This window comes from Spirillospora sp. NPDC000708 (assembly GCF_040299565.1).
Classification (GTDB): domain Bacteria; phylum Actinomycetota; class Actinomycetes; order Streptosporangiales; family Streptosporangiaceae; genus Spirillospora.
The window spans coordinates 1-19,130 of record NZ_JBEPCJ010000089.1 but is presented as its reverse complement, the minus strand read 5'-3'; the positions used below and the strand labels follow the sequence as shown (position 1 = coordinate 19,130).

The window sequence follows — 19,130 nt, the reverse complement described above, 5'->3', positions numbered from 1 at the left end:
TGGCACTAGCTTGTGTTAGCGCTAACATTCGCGCCCTGCGGAACCGGTCCCTCCCTCGCCCGGGGTCAGCGGCCGCCGGGCCGCACGGCGGTGCTCTCCCTCACCACGAGCTCCGGTTCCACGGTGCGGCGCGCCGGCGGGCCGGCGCCCTCGCCCGCGGGGTCGTCGACGCGTTCCAGCAGCAGCTGGAACGCGTGCCGCCCGACCTCGCCGAACGGCTGCCGGACGCTGGTCAGCGGGGGCGCGAAGTAGGGCGCCTCCGGAACGTCGTCGAAGCCCACCACGCTCACCTCCTCCGGGACGCGGCGGCCCGCCTCGCGCAGCGCGCGCAGCAGGCCGAGGGCCATCGGGTCGTTGGCGGCGAACACCGCGGTCACCGCCGGGTCGGCGGCCAGCCGCCGGCCGAGCTCGTACCCCGACCGGGCGCTCCAGTCGCCGGACAGCGGCTCGGGGACCTCGCGGCCCTCGTCCGCGAGCACCGAGCGCCAGCCGTCCACGCGGGCGCTCGCGTCGATCCAGTCCGCGGGCCCGGCCATGTGGAACACGGTTTCGTGCCCGAGGCTCAGCAGGTGCCGGACGGCCCGCACCGCGCCCGCGCGGTGGTCCACCGACGCGACCGGCACCGGCAGGTCGTCGCCCGCGCCGACCGCCACCACCGGCATGTCCGGCGGGAGGCGCCGCAGCCCCTCGGCCGCCGACTGGTGCGGCGCGATGATGACGATCCCGTCCACCGACTGGGCGCGCAGCCGCTGCACGCCGTCCTCGATGGAGCGCTTGGTGAGCGAGCCGAGGCTGGCGATGTTGATCATGTAGTCGGCGCTGCGCGCGGCCCGCTCGATCCCGTACAGGGTCGACGCGGGCCCGTACAGCGTCGTGTCGAAGCTGACCACGCCGAGCACCCCGGACCGGCCGGTCGCGAGCACGCGCGCCGCCGAGTTCGGCCGGTAGTCCAGTTCGCGCATCGCCGCGAGCACCCGCTCGCGGGTCCGCGGCGCGACCTTGCCGGGGTCGTTCAGCACCCGCGACACCGTCATCGCCGAGACGCCCGCGAGCACCGCGACGTCCTCCATGACCGCCGCGCGCGGCCGCGCGCCGCCCGGCCCGGAACCGGACGGGCCGGTGCCGGACGGGGGAGGGGGCGCCGCGGTGGTCACTGTGATCTGCTCCACATCGATCGGGTGCCCTGAATGTTTGCGCTAACGCAAAACGATGTCAATACCCAGGAAACAATCGTGGTAGCGCAAACATCAAGCGCGGAGGAAAGGGGCGGCCGGAAACGCGCGTCGCGATCCGGTAACGGCGCTCTCCCCGGCGGGGCTGAGCGGGGACACTTCCCGTGCGTCCGGGAAAGCACGGTGCCCGCGCCCGTGGGTTCCCGGTACCGGGGGACCGCCCCGGGTCCCAGCATGGAAAGGATGGTCGTGGTGATATCCGCCCCGCGGAGGCGCAGGTCGCCACCGTGGTTCGGTGCGGAGACGAGGCGCGCCCTCGCCGCCGGCCTCGCGGTGGCCGCGCTCGCGCTGGCCGCGGGATGGCCGTACTGGCGCGACCATGCCGCCGCGGCGGCGCTCGGCCTGGTCAGCACCGGCGGGATCGCGGTGGTCGGCGCGCTGCTGGCGACGGGAACCCGCACCCGGCGCACCGGGCTGCTGTTCCTGGCCGCGTCGCTGTTCTGGGCGCTGAACTGGCTGGCGAGCTGGAACACCGGGCCCGGACCGCTGCTGTCGCCGTACGCCCAGGCCGACTTCTACCTCACCCTCGCGGTGGGCGTCCTGCTGTACCCGGCCGGACGGCTGGAGTACCGCGCCGACCGGATCTGGACGGTGTTCGCCTGCGCGGTCCTGTGGGGCTGCCCGACCGCGCTGTGGGTCACCTCGCGCCCCGCGTGGGCGGCGTTCCGCGGGCGGCACGTGTGGTGGCCGGCGCCGTTCCCCGACCACGCGGCGTTCCGCGCCGTCCTGGAGGTCTCCGCCGCGCTGTACCTCGTGCTCGCCGTCTCCTTCGCCGTCGTCCTGCTGCTGCGGCTGCCGAAGATGAGCCGGATGCGGCGGGTGGTGGCGCTGCCGGTCACCCTGGCCCTGGCGTTCGTCGGGCTCTCCGCGGCGCTGACGCAGCGGCCGATCATGGAGGAGTCCATCTCGCTGGACGCGCTGCTGCGGGTGTACGCGATCCAGGGCGCGGTGTCCGCCCTCATCCCGCTCGCGCTGCTGGCGTCCGGGCTGCGCGTCCGGCTCGCGGAACTGGCCGTCGCCGGCCGGATGCTGCGGCTGACCGCCCCGGTGTCGGTGGAGCGGATCCGCGACGCCCTCCGCGACGTCCTGCAGGACCCGTCCTTGGAGCTGTGGTTCTGGGCGCCCGCCGAGCAGGTCTACGTCGACACCGCGGGGCGCCCCGTCGCAGTGGCCGCCGGCGACGCCGGACCGGCGGACGGCGATCCGCCGGCGGGAGACGGGGGGCGGTGGCGCCGCCGCGTCGAGACCGCCGCCGGCGAGCCCCTCGCGATCGTGGAGCTGGGCGCGGCGCTGCGCGACCACGGGTCGCTGGTCGAGGCGGCGCTGGCGGCCGGCGGCCGGGCGCTGGAGACGGCGCGGCTCCAGTCCAACGTCCAGGCCGGCCTGGAGCAGGTGCGGTCGGCGTACGAGCGGCTGCTGCGCGCCGAGACCGTGGAGCGCGAGCGGCTGGCCCGCGACCTGCACGACGGCGCGCAGCAGCGGCTGCTGGCGCTCGGCGCGATGCTCGGCACCCTGGAGGCCCTCGCCGAGGACCCGGCCGTGAAGGAGCACGCGCGCACGTGCCGCGCGGAGCTGATGGCGGCGCTGGCCGAGCTGCGCGCGCTCGCCCGCGAGGTGCAGCCGGCCCTGCTCGTCCAGGACGGCCTCGGCCCGGCGCTGGAGGTCGTCGCCGAGCGGCTCGGCACCCGGGTGCTGCTGGACGTGACCGCCGAGCGCTACTCCCGCGAGATCGAGTCCGCGCTTTACTCGGTGCTCTGCGAGGCTTTGTCGTACGCTGTCGACTGCGCGCGTGCGACCCGCGTGACCGTCCGGGTGCGTCCGGACGGCCGCCGGCTGGTGGCCGAGGTCATCGACGACGGGGAGCGGCCGGGCGAGCCCGGCACGGTGCCGGACGCGCTGGCCGGGCGGATCAGGGCGCTGCGCGGGCATGTGGAAGTCGACGGCGAGCCCGCCCGGGGCACGACGGTGAGGATGGTCCTGCCATGCGAGTAGCCGTGGCGGAGGACAGCGGGATCTTCCGGCAGGCGCTGGTCACCCTGCTCACCACGGTCGGCATCGAGGTGACGGTGTCCGCGGGATCGGGCGAGGAACTGCTCGCCCGCGTCGCCGAGGACCCGCCGGACGTCGCGATCCTCGACCTGCACATGCCGCCGACGCACACCAACGAGGGCGTGGTCGCGGCGCGCGAGCTGATGCGGCGCCACGCCGGGATCGGCGTGCTGGTGCTGTCCGCCTTCAACGAGACGCCGCAGGCCATGGAGCTGTTCCGGGACCAGCCGCGCCGCGTCGGCTACCTGCTGAAGGACCACGTCACCGACGTCGACAACCTGCGCGGCGCGCTGGAGCGGGTGATGCGCGGCGAGGTCGTCATCGACCCGGACGTGGTGAGCCGGCTGGTCGAGGCCCGGCACCGGGAGCGGGAGCTCTCCCGGCTGTCCGGCCGCGAGCGGGAGGTCCTGGGCCTGATGGCGGAGGGGCACTCCAACGCGGGGATCGGCAAGCGGCTGCACCTGTCCGCCCGCACCGTGGAGGACCACGTCCGGGCCATCTTCACCAAGCTCAAGATCACCTCGTCGGGCGGGCCGCCCGGCCCGCAGGACAGCAACAAGCGGGTTCTGGCGGTGCTCACCTGGCTGCGCGCCGCCGAGACGCAGTGACACGGGCGCGCTGACACGGGCGCGCTGACACGGGCGCGCTGACACGGACGCGCTGACACGGACGCGCTGACACGGGCGCGCTGACACGGACGAGATGAGACGGACGCGCTGAGAGGGCCCGCGCGCGGCCCGGAGAACGCGTGAGGGCGCGCCCGCACCGCCCGTTCCGCGCATCGATCGGGTAACGGGCTTCCGCGCACGGCGGTGCTGTGGGGAGAATCCTCCGTACGAGTCCGGTCGCGGTACGTGACGCCGGTGGTGGCCCCCGCACGCCACCGGGGCGCGCCTCGGGCCGTGCCCGTGGCCGTCCGGTGCCCCCATCGTCCCGCCGGCGCGCCCCGGGCGCATCCGGGGAAACCCGAGGCCCGCCCGGTGGTTCCCCGGGGCCGCGTCCGCCGGCTCGCCGTGTGCGCGGTCTCCGGCGCGGGCCCCCGGGCCCTCGACAGGAAAGGGACGGCTGGCTGTGAGGACGGTGCGCCTGCGGGCGCCGTCGTGGTTCGGTGCTCCGCTGCGCCGCGCCGCCGCGGGGGGCGCGGCGGTGGCGGCGGGGGCGCTCGCCGCGGGCTGGCCGTACTGGCGCGACCACCCGGCCGCCGCCGCGGTCACGCTGGCGTGCTGCGGCGGGTTCGCCGTCGCGGGCGGGCTGCTGGCCGCCGGGAGGCTCGGCCGGCGGACCGGCGCCGCGTTCACCGCCGGCGCGGCGGCGTGGGCGGTGACCTGGACGGCGAGCTGGAACGCGGGCGCCGGCCCGGTGGTGTCGGTGTTCGCGCAGTCGGTCTTCTTCGTCGCGATCGGGGTGGGCGTGCTGCTGTACCCCGACGGCCGGCTCGACGGCGCCGTCGCCCGGGCGTGGACCGGCGTCACGGCGGCCGTCATGCTCGGCGGGCAGGCGCTGCTGTGCGCGCTGTCGCGGCCCGCGTGGAACGGGTTCGACGCGGCGGTGGCCTGGCCGTCGGTCGCCCCCGACCGGGAGGCGTTCGGCTCCGCCTACCGCGGCGTCACGACCGTGGAGGCGGTGCTGGCCGGCGTGCTCGTGGTCATCCTGCTGCTGCGGCTGCCGGGCACCGGCCGGCTCGACCGCCGGTACACCGTCCCGGTCGCCGTCGCCGTCACGGTCGGCGTCGCCGGGGCGCTCGCCGTGCAGGGCTCGCTGATCGGCCGCGACGTGACCCTGGACGACGTGATGGAGGTCTACCTCGTCCAGGGCGTGTTCGCGACGGTGCTGCCGCTGGCGTTCCTCGCCGCGGCGCTGCGCGCCCGGCTGGCCGAGCTGTCCGCCGCCGAGCGGATGCAGCGCCTCACCGACCCGGTGTCGGTGGAGAAGGTGCGGGACGCGCTGCGCCGCGTCCTGCGCGACGCCACCCTGGAGCTGTGGCTGTGGGCGGAGGGCGGCTACGTCGACGTCACCCGGCGCGGCGCCGCGGTCGGCGACGGGCCGGCGCCGGGCCGCTGGCGGCACGAGGTCCGCACGTCCGCCGGGGAACCGCTCGCCGCCGTCGACACCGACGACCGGCTGCGCGGGCACGAGCCGCTCGTCGAGGCGGCGCTCGTCGCGGGCGGCCGCGCGCTGGAGACCGTCCGGCTGCAGGCCGCGGCGCGGACGCACCTCGAACGGGCGCGCGACGCGCGGGAACGGCTCGTCCGCGTCCAGGCGGCCGAGCGCGAACGGCTCGCGGCCGAGCTGCAGCGCAGCGCCCAGCAGCGGCTGCGCGCGCTGGAGGAACTGCTGGCGGAGCTGGAGCGGGCGGTCGGCCCGCGGGCCCGCGAGCATGCGCGCGCCTGCCGCCGGGAACTGGCGGAGGCGGCCGCGGAGCTGGACGGCCTGGCCCGCGGCGTGCACCCGGCGATCCTCACCGACGCGGGGCTGGACGCCGCGATGCGGCTCGTCGCCGGCCGGGCGCCGGTGCCCGTCCGGCTCGACCTGCCCGGCCGCCGGTACCCGCCGGAGATCGAGTCGACGCTGTACTTCGCCCTCTGCGAGGCGCTGGCGAACGCGGCCAAGCACGCGGGCGCCGACGAGATCCGGCTGAGCGTGCGCGACGAGGCGGGCCGCGTCGTCGCCGAGGTCCGCGACGACGGGGCGGGCGGCGCGGGCGCCGTCCCCGGCGGCGGGCTCGCGGGCCTCACCGACCGGGTCCGCGCGCTGCGCGGGCACGTCGACGTCGAGAGTCCCCCCGGCCGGGGCACCACCGTCCGGATCACCCTGCCGACGCCCCGATGACCGGCCGGTCGGCACCGGCGGGTCCGGCTGCTCCGACCTCGCCGCGGACCTGACGTGGGAGGCCGTGCTTCTGGAACACTGGAACGCGCCGCCGCGCCACCCGGATCGCCGGGCGGCGGCGGGCGAGGACGGCGCGGACAGGGAGACATGGGCGAGCGGGTACGGGTGCGCAAGGACCGTGACGAGCGGCGCGAGCAGATCCTGGTGTGCGCGCGGGAGCTGTTCAGCGAACGGCCGTACGAGGAGGTCTCGAACACCGAGATCGCGGCGGTGGCGGGCGTCAGCCGGGGCCTCCTGAACCACTACTTCGGCACCAAGCGGGAGCTGTACCTGGCGGTCGTGGAGCGGATGCTGCACATCCCGCCGGTCCCGGTGCCCGCCTACGAGCCGGGGGCGAGCGTCCGCGAGCGGGTCACCGAGAGCATCACCGGCTGGCTGGAGCTGCTGGAGCGCAACGCCGGGACCTGGCTCGTCGCGCTGGACATGGCGGCGGGGACCGCGGGCGACGACGACCTCGCCCGGCTGGTGGACGCGGCGCGGGAGGGCGCGGTCGACCACATCACCGAGGTGGTCGGCCTGTCCCGGCTCGCCGCCGAGCATCCGGAGGTGCGCTCGGCGCTGCGCGGTTTCAGCGGGATGGCGGAGGCCGCGACCCGCGAGTGGCTGCGGCACGGCCGGCTCACCCGGGCGCAGGTGCACCTGCTGCTGGAGGAGACGATCATGCATCTGATCGAGGAGACCGTGCCGAGGATGACGGCCCGGGGCTGAGCGGCGCAGGACTGAGCGGCCCAGGGGTGAGCGGCGCAGGGGCGCGGCGGCGGTCAGACCTCGATGCACTCCATCGACGCGTCGGCGATGCGGCGGGCCGGCTCCTCCCAGCGGCGGCGCAGCTCCCACAGCACGCACTGGCCGCGGACGGCGGGCCAGCCGTCCGGCAGGTGCTCCACCGGCAGCCGCGGGTCGGCGCGGACGAGCTCCAGCCACTCGGTCGACATCCACAGGTAGCGGGCCAGGTCGTCGGGCGCGCCGGGCAGCGGCTCGGTGCGGTCCCAGCGGCGGAGGAAGGCGCGGTGGCCGGCGGCCAGGGGACCGAGGTCGAACGCCTCGCGGAGCATCGCCGGGACGTCGGTCGGCGCCTGCGCGGGGCCGGCGAACACCTTGAGGCGCCCGTCCAGGCCGAGCCCGGCGACGAGCGCGGGGACGTCGACCGCCGACGGCGCGATCCACGTGCCGTTGCCGAGCGACCCGAACCCCGCCCAGGCCAGCCGGGCGCGCAGGTCGTGCCGGACGCGCCGCCAGGACTCCGGCAGCGAGAACGCCAGCACGGTCCAGGTCCCGTCCCAGTCGGTGTTCAGCACGCCGCGCCGCCACACCCGGTCCTCGCCGTCGAGCAGGATCGCCTCGGAGCGCGGGGTGAGGCCGAAGTGCATCCGGCGGCCCGCCCGGTGCCGCGCCAGCAGCCCGCGGTCGACCATGCGGGCCAGCGTCGAGCGGACCGCGTGCTCGCCGACGCCGAGCCGGCCGAACGCGTCGATGAAGCTGCCGGAGAACACCGCGACGCGGCGGCCGAGCACGTAGTTCCCGAGGTAGGTCAGCATCAGCGACCGGGGCCGGAGCCGCGGCGGCGCGTCGGCGGCGTCCAGGGCCTCGGCGGCGTCCAGGGCCTCGCCGCCGCCCGGCGCGTCCGCCGCCGGGCGGCCTTCTCGTCCCATCCGCTCGGCTCCCGTCGTCCCGCCGCGCAGCGCGGCCCGGAAGGCGCCCGGGACCTCGTTGTTCGGCACATGCTTGACCGCTGTGAAGCATACGCCTAACTTCGGACGCGACGCCCTGAGAGGACCGCCGCATGCTCGACGAAGGACCCGGCACCCCGCCGGCCGCGCGCGGAGCCGCGCCGTCCCGGCCCGCCGCGCCCGGGCGGCGCCCCACCGTGACCAGCCGGGTCCTCGGCATCCTCGAGGCGTTCACGCCGGAGCGCCCGGCCCTGACCATCACCCAGATCGCGCGCCGCGCCGGGCTGCCGCTGTCCACCGCGCACCGGCTCGTCGGCGAGCTGACGTGCTGGGGCGCGCTCGAACGCGACGACGCGGGCCTCTACCGCGTCGGGCTGCGGCTGTGGGAGGTCGGCGCCCTCGGGCGGGGCCCGGCCCTCCGCGAGGCCGCGATGCCGTTCCTGGAGGACCTGTACGAGGCCACCCACGAGAACGTCCACCTCGCCGTCCTGGACGGCCTGGACGTCGTGTACATCGAGCGGATCTCCGCCCGCGACGCCGTGCACGTGTTCTCCCGCGTCGGCGGCCGCTGGCCGGCGCACGCGACCGGCGTCGGCCTGGCCATGCTCGCGTACTCCGGCCGGGACCTGCAGGAGCGCGCGATCGCCGGGCCGCTGCGCCGCTTCACCCCGAGGACCATCGCCACCGGTCCCGAGCTGCGCCGCGTCCTGGCGGAGGTCCGGCGTACGGGGGCCGCGGTCAGCGACGGGCAGGTGGAGACGTTCGCGATGTCCGTCGGCGCGCCGGTGTTCGGTCCGGACGACCGGGTGGTGGCGGCCGTCGCGGTCGTCGTCCCGGCGTCCGGCTGGGAGGCGCGCTCGCTCGTCCCCGTCGTGCGGGCCGGCGCCCGCGGCATCTCCCGCGCCCTCGGCGCGCCGCGCGCCCTGCGCCCGCCGGAGTCGGCGATGCGCGAGACCTGACCGGGGTCCCTTCCCGGAAGGGCGGATTCTTCCGCTGGACGGAATCGGTGTGGCCCGGCCTCGCGGGCGGCGGCGAGGGTCGTCTCCACGGTCCTTCGTCCCACCCCGAGGAGCAGCCCATGGCCGTCGCACGCAACCAGTGGTACGTCGCCGCCTACAGCGAGGAGGTCGGCGACGGCCTGCTCGCCCGGACGATCTGCGGCGAGCCGCTCGTCATGTACCGCACGGGGGCGGGGCAGGCCGTCGCGCTCGCCGACCGCTGCGTGCACCGGCGCTTCCCGCTGTCGGCGAGCAACCGCGACGGCGACCGGATCGTCTGCGGCTACCACGGCTTCACCTACGCCCCCGACGGGGCGTGCGTCGCCGTGCCCGGGCAGACCCGGATCCCGCGCACCGCCCGCGTCCCCGCCTACCAGGTCGTCGAGCAGGACTCGCTGGTCTGGGTGTGGATCGGCGACGGGACGGGCGACGCCGCCTCCATCCCGCGCGCCCCCTGGCTGAGCTCGCCGGACTACGTGACCGTCCGGGGCATGGAGCCGCTCGCCGCCCGGTACGAGCTGCTCGTCGACAACCTCCTCGACCTGTCCCACGAGACCTACCTGCACGCCGGGTACATCGGCACGCCCGAAGTCGCGCAGACCCCGATCACCACGGAGGTCGACGACGAGGCCGGGATCGTCTACGTGAGCCGCCGCATGAAGGACGTCGAGTGCCCGCCGTTCTACTCCGAGTCGACCGGCGTCGAGGGCCGGATCGACCGGTGGCAGGACATCGAGTACCACCCGCCGTGCTTCTACCTGCTGCACAGCCGGATCGCGCCGACCGGCGTGGAGCCCGGCCCGGACGGCGACGACCCGCACGCGTTCCACGTGGAGGTCGGCTACGCGATCGTCCCGGAGACCGACACGACCACCCACGACTTCTGGTGGGTCGCCCGCGACTTCGCGCTGGACGACGAGGGCGTCTCGCGGTTCCTGCACGACAGCAACCGCACCGTCGTCCTGCAGGACGTCGCGGCGCTGAACCTGCTGGAGACGGTGATCGCCGCCGAGCCCGAGGGCTACCAGGAGCTGTCCATCAACATCGACACCGGCGGGCTGGCCGCCCGGCGCGTCCTCCAGCGGCTCACGGCGGCGCGATGAGCGCCGGCCGCCTGCGGGTGGAGTGGTCCCCGGGGTCGGACCGGCTCACCGGCATCTGCCACTGCGGCGCCCGGCGCACCGCCGATGACCCGGCCGACATCTGGGCGTGGCTGCTCTCCCACCCCGACCACGACGCCTCCTGAAGCACCGGGGGCACCGGGACGTCCCGGTGCCCCCGGCGCTTCAGCCGATGTCGCGGCGCCGGAAGCCGAGCAGCGCGACCGCGGTGACGGCGACCGCCACGGCGGTCAGGACGGCGACCGGCAGGACGTCGAAGCCCCCGCCGGGCAGCTTCGGCGTGTGCGTGAACGGCGAGACGTCCATCACCGCCTGCGGCAGCTTCAGCAGCGGACCGACCTGCCCGAGCAGCAGGCACGCCGCCAGCACGCCCCACCCGGCGGACGTCGCGCGGGGGAGGAGGCCGAAGATCAGCGCGGCCACGGCGGCGACGACCCACACCGCCGGCAGCTGCACGAGCGCGGCGCCGAGCTCCCGGGGAAGCCGGCCGCCCAGGTCGTGGGAGCGGGCTCCGTGCACCAGCCCGACGGCGAGCCCGCTGAGGCCGAGGAGGACCACCGTCCCCGCGACGGTGACGGCGAGGCTCGCGACGGCCCAGCGGGTCCGGCCGACGGCGGTCGCGAGCACCGGCTCGAGGCGCCCGCCGCTCTCCTCCGCCCGCATCCGGAGCACGCTCTGCACCGCGTAGGCCGACGTGAACAGGGCCATGAGGCCCATGGCGGTGGCGAGGAACGCGTCCGCGACGTCCTCCTGCCCGCCCATCCTGCGGATCTCGTCGAGGACGGAGTCGCTGCCGTTGACCAGGTCGCCGACGCCGTCGGCGACGCCCCCGATGGCGAGCCCGTACACCAGGAACGCGACGGACCAGCCGAGCAGCGAGCCGCGCTGCAGCCGCCACGACAGGCCGAGCGGGCCGCGCAGCGACGCCGCGGCCCGGGCCGGGCCCGGCGAGGGGGCGAGGATCCCGGCGCCGAGGTCGCGGCGCCCGGCCAGCGCGTACGCGGCCGCGACCAGGAGCGCGGACGCGAGCAGGGGGAGCAGCAGCACGGCCCACTGCTCGCCGGCGTGCGGGCGCACCCGCTGCGCCCAGCCGATCGGGGACAGCCAGGACGCCCAGTGCGCGGAACCGGCGTCGGCCACGCTCCGGACCAGGTACGCGGCGGCGAGCACGGCGAACGCCAGCCCGTTGGCCAGCCGGGACGTCTCGGCGAGCTGGGCGGTGACGGCGGCGACCCCGGCGAACACCAGGCCCGCCCCGAACCAGGACAGCCCGAACGCGACCGAGCCCGCGACCGGCAGCCCGAAGAGGACCATGACGAGGGCGGCCAGGGACGCCGCGGCCGCGGCGGCCGTCACGGCGGTGGCGAGCGCGGCGGTCAGCGGGGCGCGGCGCCCGACGGCGGCGGCGCCGACCAGTTCCAGCCGGCCGGTCTCCTCCTCGGCGCGGGTGTGCCGGACGACGAGCAGCACGCACATGACGGCGGTGAGCGCGGCGCCGGTCGTGCCGACGCGCCACGCGCTGACGCCCGCGGCCGTGTGGTCGTTCAGCACCGGCCCGTACAGCGCCCGCATGGACGGGTTGCCGTCGATGCCGCGCGCGAAGCCCTCCAGCGCCGCGGGCGTGTCGTACCCGTTCTTGAAGCTGTACACGGTGCTGGCGACCAGCGCGGTGAGCACGTAGATCCAGGACGGCATCATGACGCGGTCGCGGCGCAGCCACATCTTCAGCAGCGTGCCCGCGCCCGCGAGGCCGCCCTCGGCGCGGGCGGCCCGCGCCGTCGGCCGCAGGGTGGTGGTGGTCATGACACGCCGCCTTCCTGCAGGGTCCGTCCGGCGTGGTCGTTCTCGTAGTGCCGCAGGAACAGCTCCTCGAGCGTGGGCGGCCGGCTGGTGAGGGAGCGGACGCCGATCTCGGTGAGCTGCCGGAGCGCGGCGTCCAGCTCGGCCGTCTCGACCTCGAAGGAGATGGTGTTGCCGTCGATGCGCACGTCGTGCGCGCCGGGCAGCGGAACGCCGCCGGGCGGCGCGGCGAGCTCCGCGTGGATCGACGTGCGGGTCAGGTGGCGCAGCTCGGCGAGCGTGCCGGTCTCCACGGTGCGGCCCTTGCGGATGATGGTGACGCGGTCGCAGAGCGCCTCCACCTCGCTGAGGATGTGGCTCGACAGCAGGACCGTCCGGCCGGCGCGCCGCTCCTCCCGCACGCACTCCTGGAACGCCTCCTCCATGAGCGGGTCGAGGCCGGAGGTGGGCTCGTCCAGGATGAGCAGCTCCGCGTCGGACGCGAACGCGGCGACGAGGGCGACCTTCTGCCGGTTGCCCTTGGAGTAGGCGCGCCCCCGCTTCTTCGGGTCCAGTTCGAAGCGGTCGAGGAGCTCGTCGCGGCGGCGGTCGTCGAGCCCGCCGCGCAGCCGCCCGAGCAGGTCGATGACCTCGCCGCCGGACAGGTTGGGCCACAGCGTGACGTCGCCGGGGACGTAGGCGAGGCGCCGGTGCAGGGCGGTCGCGTCGTGCCACGGGTCGCCGCCGAGCAGCCGCGCGGTGCCGGCGTCGGCGCGCATCAGCCCGAGCAGGACGCGGACGGTGGTGGACTTCCCGGCGCCGTTCGGGCCGAGGAAGCCGTGCACCTCGCCGGACGCCACGTCCAGGTCGAGCCCGTCGAGCGCGCGCGTCCGTCCGAACGTCTTGACCAGGCCCTCGGCCCGTACTGCCTCAGTCATCCTGCCTTCTCTCCCGGGTCTTCCTCGATGGGGGCGGTGCGCCCGAAGTTCCCGCTCTCGTACTCCCGCATCGCGGCGCGGGCGCGCGCCGCGAGCTCCCGGCTCAGCAGGCGGTCGTCGAAGATGTCGAAGAAGGCGCGGCGCAGCCGCAGCGAGCCTTCCGGGGTGAAGGTGTCGACGCCCAGCGCCCGTGACAGGTGCTCGTGCAGGACCTCCATCCCGATCGTCATCGCGACGAGCGCGGCGGAGTAGGCGTGCATGTCGGAGGTGGTGGGCATGATGACCCCGGGCGGCAGCGGCCCGGCGAAGTAGCGCTCGGTGGTGTCGACCAGGTCGTCGAACACCCGCGCCGCGGCCGGGGAGCCGTCGACGAGCGCGCGGGCGAGGTAGCGCCGCACCGGCAGGTCGATCCGCATCGCCTTCGCCAGGAACCCCGGGTCGCCGATGCCGTCGATCTTCTCGGCGCTGAGCCGGTGGATGGTGTCCAGCGCGTAGGCGTCGCACGCCTCCCGCAGCTCCTGCTTGGACCCGAAGTGGTGCTGGACGAGCCCGACCGACACTCCGGCCGCCTCGGCGATGCCCCGGAACGTGGCCCCCTTGATCCCGTGCTCGGCGAACATCTCCAGCGCGGCGTCCCTGATCCGCGCGCGCGCCGTCAGGTCCTCCGGTGCCGCGCCCGTCTCCGTCATGCTTCCGACCCCCCTCCAATACAAGCGTTCAGTTCCCAATACCGATGTATACCATACGCATGTATTGGCCGGAGGGTGCGGCGCTCCGGAGACGGGAGGCGACGGGGGCTGGAAGCGGCAAGTTAGCTTAGGCTAGCCTTATTTATCGTGCTGTCCCTCGCGCGGAGAACCCCCCGCACACCCCCGGCGAAGGAGGCCGCCGCGCCCCCCGCCCGGCATCCGGCGGGACGCTGGGCCGGGCTCGGCGTCCTCGCCGCCCTCCTGCTGCTGGCGGCCGCCGCGAGCCTGGCCGTCGGCGCCGAGCACGTCCCGCTCGGCCGGGTCTGGCCGGCCGTGCTCTCGCCGGACGGGTCGCGGGACGCGCTGATCGTGCACGGCCTGCGGCTCCCGCGCACCCTGCTCGGGATCGGCGTCGGCGCCGCGCTCGGCCTCGCCGGCGCGGTGATGCAGGCCCTCACCCGCAACCCGCTGGCGGAACCCGGCCTGCTCGGCGTGAACGGCGGCGCCGCCCTCGCGGTCGTCGTCGTCATCGGGGCGTTCCGCGCCGACGACGTCCTGGTCTACGTGTGGGCGGCGTTCGCCGGAGCCGCCGGGGCCGCGGTGCTCGTCCACGCGATCGGCGCGCGGGGGCGCGGCGGCACCTCGCCCGCGCGGCTGGTGCTCGCGGGAGCCGCCGTCAACGCCGTGTCCAGCGCGCTGACCGCCGGCCTGATGCTGCTCAGCCCGCGCGCCTTCAACGGCTTCCGGTTCTGGCAGGTCGGCACCCTCGCCGGGCGGGACGCCGCGGTGCTCGCCAGGGTCCTGCCGTTCATCGCCGCCGGGACGGCGCTGGCGCTGCTGCTCGCCCGCCCGCTGAACGCCCTCGGCCTCGGCGACGAGGCGGGCCGGGCGCTCGGCGCGTATCCGGGGCGGACGCGGGCGCTCGGCGCGCTGGCGGTCGTGCTGCTGTGCGGGTCGGCGACCGCGGCCGTCGGGCCGATCACGTTCCTCGGCCTCGCCGTCCCGTACGCGGTCCGCGCGCTCGTCGGGCCCGACCAGCGCTGGGTGCTGCCGTACTCGCTGCTGCTCGCGCCCGTCGTGCTGCTCGCCGCCGACATCGCCGGACGCGTCGCCGCGCCGGGCGAAATGCAGACCGGGATCGTCACCGCGTTCCTGGGCGCGCCGCTGTTCATGGTCATCGTCCGCCGCGGAAGGACGCGCGAGCTGTGAGCCGGGTGATGCGGGCGGGAGGGGCCTCGGTCCGGTGGGAGCCGCGGGCGGCGCTGGTGTGCGGGCTGGTGGCGCTTGTCGCGGCGGGCGCCGCGGTGCTCGTCGTCGGTTCCGGCGAGTTCCCCGTCTCGCCCGGGGAGGTGGTGCGCTCGCTCGCCGGGCAGGGCGACCAGGCGACCGGCTTCATCGTCCGCAGCCTGCGGCTGCCGCGCGCCGTGACCGGGCTGCTCGCCGGGCTGGCGCTCGGCACGAGCGGGGCGATCTTCCAGAGCATGTCCCGCAACCCGCTCGGCAGCCCCGACCTCATCGGCTTCACCACCGGGTCCGCGACCGGCGCGCTGCTCCAGATCCTGGTGTTCGGCGGCGGCGCGGTCGCGATCACGGTCAGCTCGGTCGCGGGCGCCTTCCTGACGGCGGCGGGCGTGTACGCCGTCGCGTACCGCCGGGGAGGCGGCGTGCACGGCGCCCGGCTGGTGCTGATCGGTGTGGCCGCCGCCGCGATGCTGGAGGCGGCGAACTCCTACCTCATCACCCGCGCCGAACTGCGCGAGGCGTACGAGGCCGCGTTCTGGCTGACCGGGAGCCTGAACGGGCGCGGCTGGGCGCAGGCCGTGCCGCTCGCCGCCGCGCTCGCGGTGCTCGTCCCGATGGCGCTGCTGCTCGCCCGCCCGCTCGGGATGGGGGAGATGGGGGACGACGCGGCGCGCGCGCTCGGCGTGCCCGTCCAGCGGACACGCGCGCTGCTCATGGTCGCGGGCGTCGGCCTCGTCGCGGCGGCGACCGCGGCGGCCGGCCCGGTGCCGTTCGTCGCGCTCGCGGCCCCGCAGCTCGCCCGCCGGCTGACCCGCCGCCCCGGCGCGCAACTGCTGCCCGCCGGGCTGACCGGCGCCGCGCTGCTCGCCTGCGGTGACCTCATCTCGCTGCACCTGCCGGTGGCGATGCCGGTCGGGGTGGTGACCGGCGTGCTCGGCGGCGCCTACCTGGCCTGGCTGCTGCTCACGGCGGGCCGCCGCGCCGCCGCCTGACGGCCTCCGGCCGGTCCCGCGCCGACGTCGGCGGACCCCGCGTTGACGCCGGACTGGCGATCAATTTAGGTTAGCCTTACCTAAGTTGAGGGGAGTTCCGTGCTGACCCGAGAAGAGCTGCACGCCGCGTTGACCGACGTGCTGGGCGAGGACGCAGGGCCCGGCGACAATCTCATCGAGCTCGGGATGGACTCGATCCGCCTCATGCAGCTGACCGGCCGGCTCCGCCGCCGCGGCGTCGAGGTCCGGTTCGCCGAGCTGGCCGAGCGGCCCACCCTCGCCGGCTGGTGGGACCTGCTCGCCGAGCGCGGCCAGATGGAGGCCCGTGCGCCGGAACCGGGACCCGAGGCGGGCGGCGAGCCGGTCGACGGCGGGGAGCCGGACGGCCCGTTCCCGCTGGCCCTCATGCAGCACGCCTACTGGATCGGCCGCGACTCCGGCCAGTCCCTCGGCTCGGTCGCCGCGCACCTGTACGTCGAGCTGGACGGCCGCGCCATCGACCCGTCCCGGTTCGAGGCCGCCGTGCGCGCGCTCGCCGACCGGCACCCGATGCTGCGCGTCGCGGTCGGCGACGACGGGACGCAGCGGATCCTGCCCGAGCGCCCCGGGCCCGCCGTGACCGTCCACGACCTGCGCCGCGCCGCCGACCCCGGCCCCGAGCTGGACCGGATCCGCGCCGAGATGTCGCGGCAGCGGCTCCCGATCGAGGACGGCCGCGTCTTCGACGCCCGCCTGAGCCTGCTCCCCGGAGGGACCGCGCGGCTGCACCTCGACGTCGACATGGTCGCCGCCGACGCGATGAGCTACCGCGTCATGCTGGCCGACCTCGCGGCGCTCTACGAGGGCGAGGCCCTCGCCCCGATCCGCTACGGCTACGCCCGCTACCTCGCCGACGACCCGCGCGCCGGCGCCCGCGAGCGGGACCGCCGGTGGTGGGCCGACCGGCTCGCCGACCTGCCGGGCCCGCCCGAGCTGCCGGTCGTCCCGGACCCGGGCGACGAGGTGGAGCGGCTGCACCACTGGCTGCCGCCGGAGGACAAGGCCCGCCTCATCGCCCGCGCCCACGCGGCGGCCGTGACCCCCGCGATGGCGCTCGCCGCCGTGTTCGCCGAGGTCGTCGGCGCCTGGTCGGCGACCCCGCGGTTCCTGCTGAACCTGCCGCTGTTCCACCGCGAGCCCGTCCACCCGGACGTGGACTCCGTCGTCGGCGACTTCACCGGCTCGATCATGCTGGAGGCCGACCTCTCCGAGGACCTGCCGTTCGTCGAGCGCGCCCGCGCCCTCCAGGCGAACCTGCACACCGCCGGCGCGCACGGCGACTACTCCGGCCTGGAGGTGCTGCGCGACCTGTCGCGGCTGCGCGGCGAGCAGGTCCTCGCGCCGATCGTCTACACCAGCGCGCTCAACCTGGGCGAGCTGTTCGGCGACGCGGTCCGCGAGCGGTTCGGCGAGCCCGCCTGGATCATCTCGCAGGGCCCGCAGGTGCTGCTGGACGCGCAGGTCACCGAGCTGGCCGACGGGCTGCTCCTGAACTGGGACGTGCGCCGCCCCGCGTTCCCCGACGGCGTCGCCGAGGCGATGTTCGCCGCCTACACCGGCGCGATCGCCCGGCTCGGCGCGGACGGTGCCGACTGGGACGCGCCGCTCGGCATCGGCGCGCCGCCGGAGCAGCTCCGCGTCCGGCACCGCCTCAACGCCACCGGGGCTCCGCCACCCTCGACCCTGCCCAAGGGGTTCTTCGAGCACGCCCGCCGCACCCCGGACGCCCCGGCCCTGCACTGGGGCGACGACGGCACCCTCACCTACGCCGAACTCGCCGACCGGGCGCTGCGCGTCGCCGCCGCCCTGGTCGCCCAGGGCGTCCGGCCCGGCGACCGGGTCTCGATCGAGCTTCCCAAGGGGCCCGGCCAGGCCGCCGCCGCCCTCGGCGTGCTCGCCGCGGGCGCCGCCTACGTGCCGATCGGCCCCGAGCAGCCGGCCGCGCGCCGCGAGCGGATCCGCGCGGGCGCCGCCGTCGCCGCGTCCGTCGCCCCCGGCTTCGAGCCCGCCGCCGAGCCGCTGGCCGAGCCCGTCGCCGTCCGTCCCGACCAGGTCGCGTACGTGCTGTTCACGTCCGGGTCCACGGGCGAGCCGAAGGGCGTCGAGGTCTCGCACGGCGCCGCGATGAACACCATCGGCGACCTCGTCGAGCGCTTCGCCCTCGGCCGGGGCGACGTCACCCTCGGCGTCTCCGCCCTCGACTTCGACCTGTCGGTGTTCGACCTGTTCGCCCCCTGGACGGCGGGCGGCGCCGTGGTGATCCCCGGCGAGGACGAGCGGCGCGACGCCGCCCGCTGGAACGCGCTCGCCGCCCGGTGGTCGGTGACCGTGCTGAACAGCGTCCCGTCCGTGCTGGAGATGCTGCTGCGGTCGGGGCCCGTCCCGTCCCTGCGGCTGGTGCTGCTCGGCGGCGACTGGGTCGGCACCCACCTGCCCGGGCTGCTCGCCGAGCGCGCGCCGGGCGCCCGGTTCGTCGCGCTCGGCGGCACCACCGAGACCGCGATCCACTCCACGGTGCAGGAGGTCGCGGGAGAGGTCCCGGCCGACTGGCGCGCCGTCCCGTACGGGGTGCCGCTCGGCGGCGTCGCCTGCCGGGTCGTCGACGACCTGGGCCGCGACCGCCCCGACTGGGTCGCGGGCGAGCTGTGGATCGGCGGCGCGGGCGTCGCCGACGGCTACACCGGCGACCCCGAGCGCACCGCGGACCGGTTCGTCGTCCGCGACGGCGTCCGCTGGTACCGGACCGGCGACCTCGCCCGCTACCGCCCGGACGGCACGCTGGAGTTCCTCGGCCGGCGCGACCACCAGGTGAAGGTCCGCGGGTTCCGGATCGAGCTCGGCGAGGTCGAGGCCGCGCTGCGCGACCACCCGGCCGTGGAGCGCGCCGTCGCCCTGCTCGCCGGGAACCGGCTGTGCGCCGCCGTCACCCCCGGCGGCGTCCCCGCCGACGCGGTGCTGGCGCGCGCCCGCGACCTCGTGCCGCCGCACATGGTGCCGGAGGTGCTCGTCCCGGTCGCCGAGCTGCCGCTCACCGCGAACGGCAAGGTCGACCGGAAGGCGCTCGCCGCGCTCGCCGCCGCCGAGGCGGGGGAGGACGCCGCCCCCTACGCCGAGCCCGCGACGTCCCTGGAAAGGGTGCTGGCCCGGATCGCCGCCGAGGTGCTGGGGAGGGAGCGCGTCGGCGCGGACGCCGACTTCTTCGCCCTCGGCGGCGACTCCGTCCTCGCGACGACCGTCGTCGCGCGGCTGCGCGAGGCGCTGGACACCTCCGCCCTGCCCGTCCGCGTCCTGTTCGCCGAGCGGACGATCGCCCGCATCGCCCGCCGCTTCACCGAGCTGGAGGACGCCCCCGGCCGCCTGGAGGCCGTCGCCGCCATCCGGCTGGAGGTCGACGCGATGTCCGACGACGAGGTCGAAGCCCACCTCGCCCGCTGACCCGGCTCCTGTCCAGTCGCGGCGAGCCGCCGTCATGGGCCGCTCCATGACGGCGGC

The 19,130-nt window shown here is 76.2% G+C and carries 15 protein-coding genes; 10 read left to right on the top strand and 5 right to left on the bottom strand.

Features of this window, described 5'->3' with window-relative positions; all coding sequences use genetic code 11:
- Nucleotides 1-65: 65 nt before the first annotated feature.
- Nucleotides 66-1,169 (bottom strand): LacI family DNA-binding transcriptional regulator, encoded by a 1,104-nt coding sequence (locus ABT299_RS41530; RefSeq protein ID WP_433235299.1) that lies wholly within the window; start codon nucleotides 1,167-1,169, stop codon nucleotides 66-68.
- A 246-nt stretch (nucleotides 1,170-1,415) separates the two neighbouring features.
- Between ABT299_RS41530 and ABT299_RS41525 the strand changes: the two genes are divergently transcribed.
- The 4 genes from ABT299_RS41525 to ABT299_RS41510 all read left to right on the top strand — a co-directional run bounded on the left by ABT299_RS41525 (nucleotide 1,416) and on the right by ABT299_RS41510 (nucleotide 6,878).
- Nucleotides 1,416-3,224, top strand: coding sequence for a sensor histidine kinase (locus ABT299_RS41525; RefSeq protein WP_500254110.1), 1,809 nt, complete (start codon nucleotides 1,416-1,418; stop codon nucleotides 3,222-3,224).
- Nucleotides 3,215-3,889, top strand: coding sequence for a response regulator transcription factor (locus ABT299_RS41520; RefSeq protein WP_190854247.1), 675 nt, complete (start codon nucleotides 3,215-3,217; stop codon nucleotides 3,887-3,889). The genes ABT299_RS41525 and ABT299_RS41520 overlap by 10 nt, the downstream gene beginning before the upstream one ends.
- A gap of 463 nt (nucleotides 3,890-4,352) precedes the next feature.
- Complete coding sequence (locus ABT299_RS41515) at nucleotides 4,353-6,110, top strand: sensor histidine kinase (RefSeq protein WP_387030408.1); 1,758 nt, start codon at nucleotides 4,353-4,355, stop codon at nucleotides 6,108-6,110.
- 147 nt (nucleotides 6,111-6,257) lie between these two features.
- On the top strand, nucleotides 6,258-6,878 hold the full coding sequence (locus tag ABT299_RS41510; protein WP_190854241.1) for a TetR/AcrR family transcriptional regulator: 621 nt from the start codon (nucleotides 6,258-6,260) through the stop codon (nucleotides 6,876-6,878).
- A gap of 53 nt (nucleotides 6,879-6,931) precedes the next feature.
- Here the strand turns inward: ABT299_RS41510 and ABT299_RS41505 are convergent, their stop codons facing one another.
- Nucleotides 6,932-7,891: a PaaX family transcriptional regulator gene (locus ABT299_RS41505; RefSeq protein WP_500254109.1), complete on the bottom strand. Its 960-nt coding sequence runs from the start codon at nucleotides 7,889-7,891 to the stop codon at nucleotides 6,932-6,934.
- A gap of 62 nt (nucleotides 7,892-7,953) precedes the next feature.
- On the opposite strand from ABT299_RS41505, the gene ABT299_RS41500 reads away from it, so the two are divergent.
- The 3 genes from ABT299_RS41500 to ABT299_RS41490 all read left to right on the top strand — a co-directional run bounded on the left by ABT299_RS41500 (nucleotide 7,954) and on the right by ABT299_RS41490 (nucleotide 10,084).
- Nucleotides 7,954-8,799, top strand: a complete 846-nt coding sequence (locus tag ABT299_RS41500; protein WP_500254108.1) for an IclR family transcriptional regulator — start codon at nucleotides 7,954-7,956, stop codon at nucleotides 8,797-8,799.
- A 119-nt stretch (nucleotides 8,800-8,918) separates the two neighbouring features.
- Complete coding sequence (locus tag ABT299_RS41495; protein WP_190854235.1) at nucleotides 8,919-9,941, top strand: aromatic ring-hydroxylating oxygenase subunit alpha; 1,023 nt, start codon at nucleotides 8,919-8,921, stop codon at nucleotides 9,939-9,941.
- Complete coding sequence (locus tag ABT299_RS41490) at nucleotides 9,938-10,084, top strand: hypothetical protein (protein ID WP_190854231.1); 147 nt, start codon at nucleotides 9,938-9,940, stop codon at nucleotides 10,082-10,084. The genes ABT299_RS41495 and ABT299_RS41490 overlap by 4 nt, the downstream gene beginning before the upstream one ends.
- Nucleotides 10,085-10,124: 40 nt before the next feature.
- Here ABT299_RS41490 and ABT299_RS41485 read toward each other — a convergent pair whose 3' ends face one another.
- Genes ABT299_RS41485 through ABT299_RS41475 form a run of 3 tightly spaced genes read right to left on the bottom strand, consistent with a single transcriptional unit; the run spans nucleotide 10,125 to nucleotide 13,365 of the window.
- The gene (locus ABT299_RS41485; protein WP_500254107.1) at nucleotides 10,125-11,762 is read right to left on the bottom strand and encodes an ABC transporter permease; all 1,638 of its coding nucleotides are present in this window, start codon (nucleotides 11,760-11,762) and stop codon (nucleotides 10,125-10,127) included.
- The gene (locus ABT299_RS41480; protein ID WP_190854224.1) at nucleotides 11,759-12,676 is read right to left on the bottom strand and encodes an ABC transporter ATP-binding protein; all 918 of its coding nucleotides are present in this window, start codon (nucleotides 12,674-12,676) and stop codon (nucleotides 11,759-11,761) included. Before ABT299_RS41480 ends, ABT299_RS41485 begins: the two co-directional genes overlap by 4 nt.
- On the bottom strand, nucleotides 12,673-13,365 hold the full coding sequence (locus tag ABT299_RS41475; protein ID WP_387030403.1) for a TetR/AcrR family transcriptional regulator: 693 nt from the start codon (nucleotides 13,363-13,365) through the stop codon (nucleotides 12,673-12,675). Before ABT299_RS41475 ends, ABT299_RS41480 begins: the two co-directional genes overlap by 4 nt.
- Nucleotides 13,366-13,512: 147 nt before the next feature.
- Here ABT299_RS41475 and ABT299_RS41470 point away from each other — a divergent pair, with 147 nt between their 5' ends.
- From ABT299_RS41470 to ABT299_RS41460, 3 genes are all read left to right on the top strand, one after another.
- Entirely contained in the window at nucleotides 13,513-14,574 is a 1,062-nt protein-coding gene (locus ABT299_RS41470) for a FecCD family ABC transporter permease (RefSeq protein ID WP_500254106.1), read from the top strand.
- Entirely contained in the window at nucleotides 14,571-15,599 is a 1,029-nt protein-coding gene (locus ABT299_RS41465; RefSeq protein WP_500254105.1) for a FecCD family ABC transporter permease, read from the top strand. Before ABT299_RS41470 ends, ABT299_RS41465 begins: the two co-directional genes overlap by 4 nt.
- 99 nt (nucleotides 15,600-15,698) lie before the next feature.
- Nucleotides 15,699-19,073: a non-ribosomal peptide synthetase gene (locus tag ABT299_RS41460; RefSeq protein WP_500254104.1), complete on the top strand. Its 3,375-nt coding sequence runs from the start codon at nucleotides 15,699-15,701 to the stop codon at nucleotides 19,071-19,073.
- Nucleotides 19,074-19,130: the final 57 nt, after the last annotated feature.